We start from the raw sequence: 13,437 nt of genomic DNA, 5'->3' as shown, positions 1-13,437 counted from the left end.
AGACCGCGTCCTACGGACGCTGTCACGTTGGTTGACCGGCCAAGGCCACCGGGTCTCGGCTCCCACGGTTGGTCGACTGCTACGGGAGAACGGCTTCAGCCTCCAGGTCAAAGAATCACCATGTTGATTCTTTACAAGCCCTAGGCGGGGCTCAGCGGTTCCTGTCCGCGTTCAGTGGCATCTCACCCCACTTCCGGCCCCACCGCCACCTGATGACAGTCCCCGACCACCGCGCCGAGATGACCGTCCGCTTCGCGCTCTGGGACCAGATCACCGGCGCCACCGCCCCGCCCACCACAGCGTGACCAGGCCCCGCCCCTACACGCCCTGACGCGCCCTCAATTGATCATGTGCTGCTCGAAAAGTCATCGCTGCACGTCACGCCGCATATCTGTACTCGTTGATCAGGCCGCCCAGGATCCGGGTCCGCAGCACTCGGTGGGTGTCGAGGTCGTGCACTGCGACGTCGGACTGATTCCGGACATCAGGGGGTAGTTGCTGCCGGGCCTGGTGAGGGCGGTGCGCGTTGTCGTGCCGTGGGTAAGCCGCCAGGACGTGGCGGGCGTGGGCCTCGACCACGATCAGGACGTGGTCGAGCACCTCACGGCGGATGCCGCCAATGCTCCTCTCGCCGTGGGCGTTCAGCCGGGGAGCCCGCCGGGCACTCAAGATCACCTCCAGCTCCTCGGCCTCGAAGGCCGCGTCGAACGCCGCACCGTACCTGCCGTCGCGGTCCTGCAGCGGGAACCGCAAAGACTGCCTGCGCCTGCCCAGGGCGGCGGTGAGGTTCCGCGCCCGTTGCACGGCCCACTCCCGGGTCGGGCGGGCGGTGACTCCGGTGATGCGCAGGCGCCTCGTGCCGTGCTCGAGGAGCACCGGTGCGTACAGCCTCGTGCCGAGCGCGGTGTCGAGGTGGAGGAAGTCCGCCGCGATGATGCCCCCGGCCCGGGCGGCCAGGAACTCGCGCCAGGTCGGGCCGGAGCGACGAGGCGCCGGGCCGGTGCCCGCGGCGTGGAGGATTTCCCGGACCGTCGATGCGGCGATCCGATGCCCGAGTCGGGCCAACTCCCCTTGGATGCGCCGGTGGCCCCACCGCGGATTCTCCTGGGACAGCCGCAAAACGAGCGTCCTGATCGCTGCTGGGGTGGGTGGGCGTTCGGTGCGTCGGCGTGCGGTGTAGTCCCACGTGGCGGCGATGCACCTGCGATGCCAGGCGGGCAGGGTGGCGGGGGTGACCGGGAAGACCTCCCGCCGGCGTCGCCGGGGTATCAGCGCGGACAGGGCGGCGAACCAGAACCGGTCGGCCGGCTCGTAGCGGACCGGGCCGGCCAGTTGCCGGCGCAGGACCGCGTTTTCGTGCCGCGGCACGAGCAGTTCCGCGTCCTTGGTGGTTTCGCGGCGCAGCAGCACCGACGGGACGGACAGCAACCTCCGGGCCACCTTGTACAGCAAGGATACGATCACGCGGACATGCTCCCAGCGGCCGAACCGCACCACTCCCACCTGCGGCGACGACTTTTCGAGCGGCACAGCATCCGCCGCGAACTCCAACGCATCCACCTCGGCACCTTCACCGGCCCCGCCGGAACCTTCCAGCAGGTCACCGCCCTGACCAAGCCCCAACGAGACCTGCTCGCCAAGCTCCAGATCCCCGCCCCGAAGCAGGTCGTCTCCCTTCAGCCCGCATCCCGCTGACCAGCGACAACACCACCGCCCAGAGAAACGCCCTCCAGGCGGCCATACCCATGTCCACGCAGGTCAGACCCTGAATTCGCCGCCCCAGGCCCCCGAATTACGTCGAACCCGGGCCCGGGCGACCTTGCCCGCCCAGGGCTCGGCGTCTATGAACGGACGCCGCTTGTACTGCGGCACAGAATACGGATTTCCGGATTCCGTGCCTTGGCGTTCAGTGGCGCGCTGCGTACTCCGGCGGGATCCCCGGCCGGTCCTTCGGCAGCAGCACACGCAGGGCACCCGGTCGGATTGCGCACAGGACGGGGAGAGGAAGCCGCACCGCTTCGCCGTCGAGGCCTGCGTCCAGGTGCCGGACGTCACCGTGCAGCGTGATGCCGGGAGCCGACCAGACGGCAATCCCTTCATCTGGCGGGTCGGCACCGCGCTTGTGCTGTCGCAGTTCGTCGCGTAGGTGCCGCAGGAGGTCTGGGGGCGCCTGCGCCGGGCGTTTGAGGACGATGGCGCCCAGCTGTCCCGTGGTGAGTGAGAAGCGACGCCCCAGCCAGCGCGGTGTGGCCAGGTGGTAGGGGTTGTTGGAGATCAGCACCGCCTGCGGGAACTCGACGGTCCCCCAGGGGGTGTCCACGCGGGCCTCGACCCACTGCCTGCCCTTGAGATAGTCGGGGGCCACCGTGGCGAACGCGCGGGGCTTGTCATCCCGGTACCCGGGCTCCAGCAGGGCGTCTGCGTACATGCCGAAGGAGACGTTGTTGACGAAGACACGCGAGCCGAGCATCCCCAGGTCCACCTGTGCGGGCTCACCGTCGACCAGGGCGTCCAGTGCTTGCCCCGGATCGCGGAGGTCGAGGCCGAGGTCCCGGGCGAAGTGGTTTCGGGTGCCCGCCGGGACCACGACCAGCGACCGGCCCGTGTCAGCGGCCACTGCGGCGACCGCCGACACGGTGCCGTCGCCGCCCACGACTCCCAGCACCTGTGCCCCCTGCTGGACCGCGTTCCTCGCGAGCGACGCCGCGTCCCGTTCCACGCTGGTCGTCCAGACCTGGGCATCCATGTCCTCGGCCCGCTGGGTCAGGCCGTAACGAGCAGTCTTGCCGCCGCCCGAGCGTGGGTTCGTCACGATCACCACCCGGGCACGTGTCCGAGCACCAGCCATCACCGCACCCGCTTTCGCCGTTCAGGGCGGCCTCCGGCCACCCGGTTGGCCCAGGACATCGCTGCCTCCTGACGGCGTTTGGGCGGCACTGTGCAGCGCTGGCCGGCGGCGCATCCGTGCGCTGCGGCAGCGTGGCAGATGCTGCGTGCCGCAGACGTCCGGTACGGCGGACGCCGCATCAGCGGGGCGCCGGAGTCTTTGCCGCTATCAGTGCTGGGGGTGCGGTTGAGAGCGGAACAGAGGCCGCCGCGCGGCAGTGGCTCCGGGAGCGACACGGCCGACTTCGATGCGCATCCTGATGGCGTGGAACACCTCGATCACGCCGAGGACGATGGCCATGATGCCCGCCGCCAGGGTGAGCGCGCCGATCGAGGCGAACGGCGAGACGATCAGCACGATGCCTGCCAGCATGCCGATGATTCCGGTGAAGAACATCCAGCCTCGCGCCGGCGTGTCCGGGGCGGAGGCCGCTGTGGCCGTCACCATGGTGCCGCGCAGCAGCCAGCTGAAGCCGATCCACAGGGCGAGCAGCAGGACCGACTGCAGGGTGCCGCGAAAGCAGATCAGTCCGAGCAGGACGGATAGCGCGCCCGTGAGGAAATGCAGCGCACGAAGATGCCCGGGGATGTGCGTGCCGAAGGCGGCGGCCAGCTGGAAGACACCGATGACCAGCAGATAGATGCCGAAGAGCACGCCGACGACGCGCAGCGTCTCCGCCGGCCAGGCAAGGACCACGACGCCGAGGGCGATGGCAGCCAGGCCCGTGGTCAGAAGGATCTGCCAGCCCATGTTCGCCAAGGCCGCCAGGCTTCCGCCGAGGGAGGCATCTTGTGGCTCGGTGCCGTGCGGGGCCGAGCCGGTGCCTGAGGGGAAATCGGAGGGAGACGTCATGCCGGCTCACCCTTCCGGAAACAGCGGGGGCGGATCGGTTCCCCTCCATCGTCACCCCGCCCGGCCCCATATCGCATGGCGAGGACGGAGGTGGTCAAGTGAGACCTGCTGTGTCGGTGCCGTCGCCCGGGGTGCCGCTTCGCGCGATCTCCCCGTGTGGCACTGTCACATTGGCTGACCGGGTGGGATGATCTTCTGGTCGGTCATGCGGGGAGGGGCCGTTCGTGGACAGCGCGCCGCCGTCGTACCAGGGGCACCGGTACCCGGTCGAGGGGCGTGGTGGAGGCCGCAGCGCCGTCGTACAAGGGGTTCCGGTATCCGGCGGAAATCATCTCCCACGTGGTGTGGCTGTATCACCGCCTCCCGCTCAGCTTCCGCGAGGTCGAGGAGCTCCTCCTCGCCCGCGGCACCATCGTCTCCCACGAGACCATCCGGCAGTGGTGCACCCGGTTCGGACCCCAGTACGCGGCCGGACTACGCCGCGGCAGGCCCCAGGCCGGTGACAAGTGGCACCTCGACGAGGTCTACCTAAAGATCAACGGCGCGTGGCGGTACCTGTGGCGCGCGGTCGACACTCGGAGAGTTACGCGTTGGCCGCCCCATGACCAGGGGCTATGCGGAGATCGCTGCTACACCACTCGGCAGGACACCATCTGGACCCGCACGGACTCGTGCTCACCCTGCTGAAGACTCTGCTGCCATTTTCACCCGTCGAATCTCGGTTGCTCACAAGCATCCCGCTGTCCGCATCTATAGGGGTTTGACCCAGCGTCGCCAGTGGTTCTCGCGATGGTAGCCACCCGCGGCCCAGGTGTGGTGGGCCTGTGGGTTGGCTTCCAGGACCATGGCGTCGACGCGTCGCCCGCCCAGGGCGGCGAAGCGTTGTTCTGCGGCTTCCAGCAGGGCGGTGGCGATGCCTTGGCGACGGTGGTCGGGGTGTACGGCCAGTCGGTAGGCGGAGCATCGCCATCCGTCGAAGCCGGCTATGACGGTTCCGGTGAGGATGCCGTCGCGCTCTGCGAGGAGCAGGGCTTCGGGGTCTCGTGTGATGAGGCGGGCCACTCCGTCGTGGTCGTCGCTGATACTCGTCCCTTCCGCGGCGTCGCGCCAGAACTGCAGCACGGTGTCGATGTCCTCGGGCGTCGCGGCCCGTATACGCAGCTCGGTCATGCGCCGATCCCAGCACGCGGCCCGGCCCGCGACACGGAATTCCACGATCCGGACGCGTCGCACGTCCGCAAGCCACCGGCCCGCACGGACGCCCGGCCCGCATGCCGCCCGTCCCGGCGCGTACGCCGCAACAGCGGTCACGCCATGGAGCCCGCCCACGCGTGTCACTCGTGCGCGATCGCCTCCAGGACGTTCATCCGCGACGCGCGCAGGGCCGGCAGGAGTGCCGCCGCGATGCCGACCACCGCCGCACCGATGACGACCGCCACGATGGTGCCCCAGGGGATCGCGAGCGCGGTCATGCCCTGCAGTGCCAGCACCCGGTGTATGCAGACGCCCCACACCAGCCCCAGCACGAGGCCCAGCACCGCGCCGAACACCGCGATCACCACCGACTCCAGCCGGATCATCCGCCGCAGCTGCCGCCGGCTCAGCCCGATGGCCCGCAGCAGCCCGATCTCCCGGGTGCGCTCCACCACCGACAGCGCCAGGGTGTTGACCACACCGAGCACCGCGATGATGATCGCCAGCCCCAGGAGGGCGTAGACAAGGTAGAGCAGGACCGCGATCTGGTCATGCACGAGGTCCTTGTAGTCGGCCTGGTCACGTACCTGGACCTGCGGATACGGGTCGAGCGTCGTCTCCAGCCGGTCACGGAGCTCATCCGCGCTTGTGCCGTCGGCGGCGTTCACGTACAGCGCGGAGTCCTGCCCGCCGGGCACGTACTTCTCGACCGCCGCGATACCGAGGAACAGTCCGCCCTGCACGCCGAAGCCCTCGCCGCTTTCCATGTCGGTGAGGGCGCCCACGGTCACCTCGGTGCGCTGCCCGCCCGGGAACTCGACAGGGAGCACGCTGCCCGTCCGGACGCCGTGATCCCCGGCGAATCCGGCGTCCATGGCGATGCCGCCGTCGGCCAGCGCCGCCGCCGTGCCGCCGCTCGCGTAGGTGATCCGGGCGACGTCGTCGACCCGGTCGTCGTACCCGGCGGCGGTCGTCTCGATCCGCTCCCCGTCCGGCAGCCGCACCGCCACCGGCGCGAACCGCTGCCGGACGACGGCGCCCACGCCCTCCGTGTCCCGCACCTGTTCGGTGACCTCCTGGGAGAACGGCAGGAAGTTGGCGTTCTGGATGACGAAATCGGCGCCCAGCGTCTTGTCGATCTGCTCGTCGAAGGAGCGGGACATGGAGGTGCCGGCCACCGACATGCCGCCGACCAGGGCGAGTCCCACCATCAGCGCGGCGGCGGTGGCACCCGTACGGCGGGGATTGCGCAGGGCGTTGCGCTGGCTCATCCTCCCGACCGGTCCGAACAGGGCGGGGAAGGCCCCGCCCAGCACCCGGATCACCGGCCGCACCAGCAACGGACCGGCGACAACGGTCGCGATCAGGGTCAGCACGACGCCCAGCCCCAGCAGGGACGCCGCCGGCCCCGTCCCGGTCGAGACGGCGCAGCCCACCAGGGCGGCCGCGCCGAGCGCCCCGACGACGGAACCCACCACCGCGCGGGTCCGCAACGGCCGGCCCACCCCGGCGACCTCGGCGTCGGCGAGGGCGGCCATCGGGGACACCTCTGCCGCGCGGCGGGCCGGAAGGTACGCCGCCACGAAGGTGACCCCGACCCCGACCACATACGCCGTGACGGGCGTGACCCACCCGATGACCATCTCCGTGGTGTTCAGGCTCATGCCGAAGAAGCTCATCAGCCGGATCAGCCCGTAGGCGAGCCCGATACCGGCCGCCATGCCCAATGTCGAGCCGAACAGGCCGAGCAGCACCGCCTCGGTGAGCACCGAGCGGCGCACCTGCCGCCGGTCGGCGCCGAGCGCCCGCAGCAGCCCGAGTTCACGGGTGCGCTGCGCGATCAGCATCGAGAAAGTGTTGACGATCAGGAAGATGCCGACGAGTACGGCGATCCCGGCGAAGCCGAGCATCACGTACTTGATCACGTCGAGGAACTCGCCCAGCTCGTCGGTGGCCGTCGCGGCCTGCTCCTCGGCCGTCTCCACCCGGTAGGTGCCGGCGCCGAGCGCCTCGGTGACACGATGGTCGACCTCCTCGGCGGTCACGCCCGGCCCCGCCTCGACGGCGATGCTCGTGGCCCGGTCCGCCGAGCCCAGCAGCTCGACGGCGGCGACCTCGGGATCGAGGAAGACGAGGGCCGCGCCCGGGTTGGGGGTGGTGAAGGCGGCGATCCCGACGATCTCGACGCGGAAGGTGCCCGGCTGCGCCTGCACCGACAGGGTGTCGCCGATCGCCACGTCCTCGGCGTCGGCGGTGTCCGCGTCCAGCACGGCCTCCCCGGCACCGCGCGGGGCGCGGCCGGAGGACAGCTCCACGCCACTGCGTTCGCCGGGGGACCATTCCACCGCACGTGTCGGTGCGCCGGTCGTCGGCCCCACCGGCTCGTTGCCGCTGTCGACGACCGTGATGTTCCCGACCCTGACGTCCGGGTGGGCGGACCCGACCCCCTCGACCCCGGCCAGCCGCTCGGCGAGCGAGGCCGGCACGGTCCGGACCTGGCCGGTGGGCACGGCCGCTTCCAGGTCGTCCGGGGGCGACACGGTCACGTCGGTGGAAGTGGATGCGAAGAGCCGGTCGAAGGTACGTGCGACAGTGTCGGAGAAGATCAGGCTGCCCGTGACGAACGCCACGGACAGGACGACAGCCAGCGCGGACAGCAGCAGCCGTCCCTTGTGGGCGAGGAAGCTCCTGAGCGTCGCCCACAGCACGGTCTCAGTCCTTGCCGGAGGCCGGCTTGTCCAGCACGGTCTCAGTCCTTGCCGGGGTTGGCTCGTCGGACCGCACGGCATCCCCGGTGGAGGGGCCTGTTTCGGGAGCGGGGTCCGGGGCACGGTGGGAAGCCGGGCCGGGGGCGAGGCCGGAAGCCGGTTCCGGGGTGAGGCCCGAGGCCGGGTCCGGGGCGAGGTCGGAAGCGCGGCCCGGATTCGGGATGCCGCCGTCGGACTGGGCGCGGGTCACGTCGAATTGTTTCATCCGATCGAGCACCGCCTGTGCCGTGGGCTGATCCATCTCGTCGACGATCCGTCCGTCGGCCAGGAACAGCACCAGATCGGAGTGGGTGGCGGCGCCGGGGTCGTGGGTGACCATCACCACGGTCTGGTGCAGTCGGTCCACGGCCTCGCGCAGAAAACCGAGCACCTCCAGCCCCGCGCGCGAGTCGAGATTGCCGGTCGGCTCGTCCGCGAAGATCAGCTCGGGCCGGGAGGCCAGCGCCCGCGCACACGCCACGCGCTGCTGCTGGCCGCCGGACAACTGCGCCGGCCGGTGCCCGAGCCGGTCCCGCAGCCCCAGCGTGTCGATGACCTGGTCCAGCCACTTCTCATCGGGCTTCCGGCCCGCGATGTCCATGGGGAGCGTGATGTTCTCCAGCGCGTTCAGCGTCGGGATGAGATTGAACGACTGGAACATGAAACCGATCCGGTCCCGTCGCAGACGCGTCAGCTCACGGTCCTTCAGCCCCGTGATCTCGGTGTCACCGAGCCACACCTGTCCGGCCGAAACGGTGTCGAGCCCGGCCAGACAGTGCATCAGCGTCGACTTTCCCGATCCCGACGGTCCCATCACCGCCGTGAACCGGCCGCGGACGATGTCCACGTCCACCGCGTCCAGGGCGAGCACGGTCGTCTCACCGGAACCGTACGCCTTCGTCAGCTTGCGGGCGCGGGCCGCGAACGAGTCGGCCGACGCGAGACCGGGGGCGTGCTCCGTAGCGGGTGTGGACAAGACCGCCTCCTCCGTGTGGCCATCGGGCCGTGCAGATCGAGCCTGTCGCGCCCGAGGGTAGTGCGAGGGCTCCCACGCCGGACACCCCCCGTATGGGCACCATCACGCGGTTCCGGTGTAAGGGGCACCTTGTCCGTCTCCGGTACCCCCCGCCGCTGCTTGAACAGCCGGGGCCGCCGGAGCCCGGAACGCCGGGGCCGCGTGGGGGATCAGCCGGCCTCCCGTCCCCGGAACTCCGCCACGTCCCACGTGCCGTCCAGCCGCGGCGCCAGCCATCGTGGCGCCGACGCGCGGAAACCGGCCGGGGGCAGGCACGCCGCCCCGGCCGGAACCGCGCCCAGCAGCGGCACCCCCGTCACCTCCGGCAGGTCCCGCACGTTGCAGCGCGCGGCCAGATCGGCCTCGGCGGGCCAGCTGCCGATCACCACGCCCGCCGGGTCGAGCCCGCGCGAGCGCAGTTCGCGGATCGTCAGCTCTGTGACGTTCAGGGTGCCGAGACCCGCCGCCGCCACCACGAGCACCGGCGCCGACAACAGCGCCGCCGCGTCCGCCAGCGTCCCGCCGTCCTCGTCGAACCGAACGAGCAGCCCGCCCGCGCCCTCCACGAGCACCAGATCGTGCTCGGTGGCCAGCTTGGCGGCGGTCTCGGCCACGTCGTGCGGACGCACCGGCGCCCGGCCCGCCCGCCGGGCGGCGGTGGCGGGCGCCAACGGGTCCGGATACCGGGCGAGCTCGGCGGCCGTGACGGCCCCGGCGAGCCGCGCGACCTCCTCGGTGTCCCCGGGTTCGTCCGGCCGTACTCCGGTCTGCGCCGCCTTCAGCACGGCCACCGACCGTCCGGCCGCCAGCGCCGTCGCGGCGACCGCGGCCGTCACCACCGTCTTGCCGACCTCGGTGCCCGTGCCCGTGATCACCAGTACCGGCATGTCATCCCTCCTCGGCCGCCGCGCACACCGCGTCCGCGATCCGGGCCACGTCCGTGTCGCCGGTGACGTACGGCGGCATGGTGTAGATGAGATCGCGGAACGGCCGCAGCCACACACCCCGGCGCACCGCCGCGCGCGTGGCCGCCTCCATGTCCACGGCGTGATCGAGCTGGACGACGCCGATGGCGCCGAGGACCCGCACGTCACGGACGCCCGGCAGACCGGCCGCCGGCGCCAGCCCGTCCCGCAGGCCCGACTCGATGCGGTTGACCTCCGCGAGCCAGTCCTGCCCGAGCAGCAGTTCGATCGAGGCGCAGGCCACGGCAGCCGCCAGCGGATTGCCCATGAACGTCGGACCGTGCGCCAGCACCGGTACATCGCCGCGCGAGATGCCGTCGGCCACGCGCGCGGTGCACAGCGTCGCCGCCATGGTCAGATAGCCGCCGGTCAGCGCCTTGCCCACGCACATCACGTCGGGCGTCACCGCCGCGTGCCCGGCCGCGAACAGCGCGCCCGTACGCCCGAACCCGGTCGCGATCTCGTCGAACACCAGCAGCACGTCGTGCGCGTCGCACGCCTCGCGCAGCACCCGGAGATACGCGGGGGAGTGGAAGCGCATGCCGCCCGCGCCCTGCACCACCGGCTCCACGATCACGGCCGCCAGTTCCCCGGCGTGCCGCCCGATCAGCTCCCGCAGGTGCTCGGCGTACGATTCCTCGTACTCGGCCGGCGGGGCCTTCGCGAACACCTGCTCCGGGAGCACCCCGGTCCACAGCTCGTGCATCCCGCCCTCGGGATCGCAGACCGACATCGGCTGCCAGGTGTCGCCGTGGTAGCCGCCCCGCCAGGTCAGCAGCCGCCGCTTCTCGGGCCGCCCGAGCGAACGCCAGTACTGCAGGCACATCTTGACGGCGACCTCGACCGACACCGAGCCCGAGTCGGCGAGGAAGACATGCTCGAGGCCGTCGGGTGACATGTCGACAAGGAGCTTCGCCAGCCGGACGGCGGGCTCGTGCGTGAGCCCGCCGAACATCACATGGCTCATCCGTCCGAGCTGGTCGCGCGCGGCCTCGTTCAGCACCGGGTGGTTGTAGCCGTGGATCGCCGACCACCAGGACGCCATCCCGTCGACCAGCTCGCCCGAGCCGTCGGCGAGCCGCAGCCGGACCCCGCTCGCCGACTCCACGACGAGCGGTTCCCCGCGGCCCGGCATGGGCCCGTACGGATGCCAGACGTGCCGCCGGTCCAGCTCGAGCAGTTCGGTTATGGATCGCTCAGGCATTGGGTGCGAGATCCGTTCCCGCACCCCGCCGGCGGACGGCGACGAGATCGGTACGCGGCCCGTCGGCCGGGCCGGCCCCCTCCGTGACCGTCCCCGGGCCCGAGGACCCCTCCACCCCTGCGCCTGCGCCCACGCCCGAGGGCGCCTCCGCGCCCCCGCACACCCCCGCGCCGGAGGACGCCGACCCGCACCCGCCGCCTTCGTGGGACCCGCACCCGCCGCCCTCGTGCGACCCGCACCCGCCCGAGCCCGCCCGGTGTTCCGGCAGTGTCACCCGGTCGGTGCCCTCCACCTCGAACCCGGCGTCCGCGATCATTTCCAGGTCGGCCCGGCCCGCCTGGCCCTCGCTGGTGAGATAGTCGCCGAGGAAGATCGAGTTGGCCAGGTGCAGCGCGAGCGGCTGCATGGTGCGCAGATGCACCTCCCGGCCGCCCGCGATCCGTACCTCGACGTCCGGGCACACGAATCGCACCATCGCCAGGATCCTGAGGCACCGCTGCGGGCTGAGGTTCCATTCCTTCGCGAGCGGCGTGCCCTCGAACGGGATCAGGAAGTTCACCGGCACCGAGTCCGGGTCCAGCTCGCGCAGCGCGAAGACCACGTCGACCAGGTCCGCGTCGCTCTCACCCATGCCGGCGATCAGACCGGAGCAGGCGGACAGACCGGCCGCGTGCGCCTTGTGCACGGTGTCCACGCGGTCGGCGTACGTGTGCGTGGTGGTGATGTCCCCGTAGGTGGCCTCGGAGGTGTTGAGGTTGTGGTTGTAGGCGTCCGCGCCCGCCTCGCGCAGCTGCTCCGCCTGGCCCTCGGAGAGCAGCCCGAGGCAGGCGCACACCTCGACGCCCTCGTTGCCCTCCTTGATCGCCCTGATCGTGTCGGAGACACGGTCCACGTCACGGTCGGTCGGACCGCGGCCGCTGGCCACCAGGCACACCCGCTTGGCGCCGCCCGCCAGTCCGGCCGCGGCCGCCTGCGAGGCCTGGTCGGGCTTGAGCCAGGTGTACTTCAGGATGTCGGCCTTCGAGCCGAGCCGCTGGGAACAGTAGGAGCAGTCCTCCGGGCACAGGCCGGACTTGAGGTTGACCAGATAGTTGAGTTTCACCCGCCGCCCGAACCAGTGCCGCCGCACCTTTCCGGCCGCGGCCACCACGTCGAGCAGATCGTCGTCGGACGTCCCTAGGACGGCCAGCGCTTCCTCACGGGTCGGCGTCTCGCGCCGAAGCCCCTTCTCCACCAGCGTGTTCAGCAGGTCCATGAGAGCCGATCCTGTCTTATTCCGGCCGCCCTGGCCAAGGAGGGTTCGTACAACAGAGGCGCCGTCGGCTGTGTGCATGGCCACACCGTGGTTCGGCGGCCGTCCCGCTACTGTCTGTTCACTGCCTACAAAAGCACCGGAGGACCCATGGCGTTCGGCTGGATCGACGAGCAGGCGGAGCTGCGCCGCCGGGCCGGGCTCGTACGGACCCTGCGCCCGCGCGCCGCCGACGCGCCGTTCCTCGATCTGGCGAGCAACGACTACCTGGGCCTCGCCCGTCATCCGGAAGTGGCCGAGGGTGCGGCACGGGCCGCGCGGACCTGGGGCGGCGGGGCCACCGGGTCCCGGCTCGTCACCGGCACCACCGAACTGCACACCGAGCTGGAACGCGAACTGGCCGACTTCTGCGGCTTCGAGGCGGCCCTCATCCTCTCCTCCGGATACGCGGCCAACCTCGCCGCCGTCACCGCCCTGGCCCCGCACGGCTCGCTGATCGTGTCCGACGCGGGCAACCACGCCTCGCTGATCGACGGCTGCCGCCTGGCCCGGGGCAGGACGCAGGTCGTGGCGCACGCCGAACCGGACGCCGTGCGCAAGGCGCTGAGCGGGAACGACGGAGCCGCCGTGGCCGTGTCCGACACGGTCTTCTCGGTCGACGGGGACGCCGCCCCGCTCGCCGCGCTGGCGGGGGCGTGCCGTGAGCACGGCGCGGGGCTGGTGCTCGACGACGCCCACGGCCTCGGGGTGCTCGGCGACGGCGGACGCGGCGCCCCGCACGCGGCGGGGCTCGCCGGCGCCGAGGACGTCGTGGTGACGCTCACGCTGTCCAAGTCGCTCGGCAGCCAGGGCGGAGCCGTGCTCGGCCCGGCACGGGTCGTCGAGCATCTGGTCAACACGGCCCGGACGTTCATCTTCGACACGGGCCTCGCACCGGCGGCCGCGGGAGCCGCGCTCTCGGCCCTGCGTCTGCTGCGCCGTGAACCCGGGCGTGCGGCGCGGGCGGGCGCGGTGGCGCGCGACCTGCACCACCGGCTGACGGCTGCGGGCCTCGAAGCCGTACGGCCCGACGCCGCGGTCGTCTCCGTGCGTGCCCCGTCCCCGGAGCAGGCCGTGCGATGGGCGGCCGACTGCCGGGCGGCCGGCCTGTCCGTGGGCTGCTTCCGTCCTCCTTCCGTGCCCGACGGCATCTCACGGCTCAGACTGACCGCCCGTGCGGACCTGTCCGGGGCCGAGATCGAACGCGCTGTACAGGTGGTCGGCGACACGCGGCCATGAGTCGGCGGGGCACGGCCGTGAGTCGCCCGATGACGGACGGTCG

The 13,437-nt window shown here is 71.5% G+C and carries 11 protein-coding genes and 2 pseudogenes; 4 read left to right on the top strand and 9 right to left on the bottom strand.

All coding sequences use genetic code 11. The annotated features are described in order from the left end of the window. Nucleotides 1-140 precede the first annotated feature (140 nt). Nucleotides 141-305: pseudogene (locus ACFPZI_RS17545) on the top strand (IS6 family transposase); the annotation flags it as partial. A gap of 73 nt (nt 306-378) precedes the next feature. On the opposite strand, the gene ACFPZI_RS17540 reads toward ACFPZI_RS17545, so the two are convergent. Further along, on the bottom strand, nt 379-1,464 hold the full coding sequence (locus tag ACFPZI_RS17540) for an integrase core domain-containing protein (protein WP_381364027.1): 1,086 nt from the start codon (nt 1,462-1,464) through the stop codon (nt 379-381). Between the two features lie 6 nt (nt 1,465-1,470). On the opposite strand from ACFPZI_RS17540, the gene ACFPZI_RS17535 reads away from it, so the two are divergent. Beyond that, nucleotides 1,471-1,695, top strand: a complete 225-nt coding sequence (locus tag ACFPZI_RS17535; RefSeq protein WP_381364025.1) for a hypothetical protein — start codon at nt 1,471-1,473, stop codon at nt 1,693-1,695. 211 nt (nt 1,696-1,906) lie between these two features. On the opposite strand, the gene ACFPZI_RS17530 is transcribed toward ACFPZI_RS17535, so the two are convergent. After that, nucleotides 1,907-2,812 carry a diacylglycerol/lipid kinase family protein gene (locus ACFPZI_RS17530; RefSeq protein WP_381364024.1) on the bottom strand — a complete coding sequence of 302 codons (906 nt, stop codon included), beginning with the start codon at nt 2,810-2,812 and terminating at the stop codon, nt 1,907-1,909. Between the two features lie 243 nt (nt 2,813-3,055). Continuing rightward, entirely contained in the window at nt 3,056-3,739 is a 684-nt protein-coding gene (locus tag ACFPZI_RS17525; protein WP_381364022.1) for an HdeD family acid-resistance protein, read from the bottom strand. Nucleotides 3,740-4,018: 279 nt separating this feature from the next. Between ACFPZI_RS17525 and ACFPZI_RS17520 the strand changes: the two are divergent. After that, a pseudogene (locus ACFPZI_RS17520) lies at nt 4,019-4,312 on the top strand (IS6 family transposase); the annotation flags it as partial. Between the two features lie 177 nt (nt 4,313-4,489). Here ACFPZI_RS17520 and ACFPZI_RS17515 read toward each other — a convergent pair. The 6 genes from ACFPZI_RS17515 to bioB all read right to left on the bottom strand — a co-directional run bounded on the left by ACFPZI_RS17515 (nt 4,490) and on the right by bioB (nt 12,119). Beyond that, nucleotides 4,490-4,909 carry a GNAT family N-acetyltransferase gene (locus ACFPZI_RS17515; protein ID WP_381364020.1) on the bottom strand — a complete coding sequence of 140 codons (420 nt, stop codon included), beginning with the start codon at nt 4,907-4,909 and terminating at the stop codon, nt 4,490-4,492. A gap of 164 nt (nt 4,910-5,073) precedes the next feature. Then, a complete protein-coding gene (locus tag ACFPZI_RS17510) occupies nt 5,074-7,641 on the bottom strand; it encodes an ABC transporter permease (RefSeq protein ID WP_381364018.1) in 2,568 nt (855 codons plus the stop codon). A gap of 4 nt (nt 7,642-7,645) precedes the next feature. Further along, nucleotides 7,646-8,656, bottom strand: a complete 1,011-nt coding sequence (locus tag ACFPZI_RS17505; protein ID WP_381364016.1) for an ABC transporter ATP-binding protein — start codon at nt 8,654-8,656, stop codon at nt 7,646-7,648. Between the two features lie 209 nt (nt 8,657-8,865). Beyond that, nucleotides 8,866-9,582 carry a dethiobiotin synthase gene (gene bioD / locus ACFPZI_RS17500; RefSeq protein ID WP_381364014.1) on the bottom strand — a complete coding sequence of 239 codons (717 nt, stop codon included), beginning with the start codon at nt 9,580-9,582 and terminating at the stop codon, nt 8,866-8,868. A 1-nt stretch (nt 9,583) separates the two neighbouring features. Then, nucleotides 9,584-10,864 carry an adenosylmethionine--8-amino-7-oxononanoate transaminase gene (locus tag ACFPZI_RS17495; protein ID WP_381364012.1) on the bottom strand — a complete coding sequence of 427 codons (1,281 nt, stop codon included), beginning with the start codon at nt 10,862-10,864 and terminating at the stop codon, nt 9,584-9,586. Continuing rightward, on the bottom strand, nt 10,857-12,119 hold the full coding sequence (gene bioB, locus ACFPZI_RS17490) for a biotin synthase BioB (RefSeq protein ID WP_381364011.1): 1,263 nt from the start codon (nt 12,117-12,119) through the stop codon (nt 10,857-10,859). The genes ACFPZI_RS17495 and bioB overlap by 8 nt, the downstream gene beginning before the upstream one ends. 147 nt (nt 12,120-12,266) lie before the next feature. Here bioB and ACFPZI_RS17485 point away from each other — a divergent pair, with 147 nt between their 5' ends. Then, nucleotides 12,267-13,394, top strand: coding sequence for an 8-amino-7-oxononanoate synthase (locus tag ACFPZI_RS17485; protein ID WP_381364010.1), 1,128 nt, complete (start codon nt 12,267-12,269; stop codon nt 13,392-13,394). Nucleotides 13,395-13,437: the final 43 nt, after the last annotated feature.

Origin of the sequence: Streptomyces chlorus (assembly GCF_042655885.1) — a bacterium.
Classification (GTDB): domain Bacteria; phylum Actinomycetota; class Actinomycetes; order Streptomycetales; family Streptomycetaceae; genus Streptomyces; species Streptomyces chlorus.
Note: the sequence above shows the minus strand (reverse complement) of the source record. Positions and strands in the feature narration are given on the sequence as shown.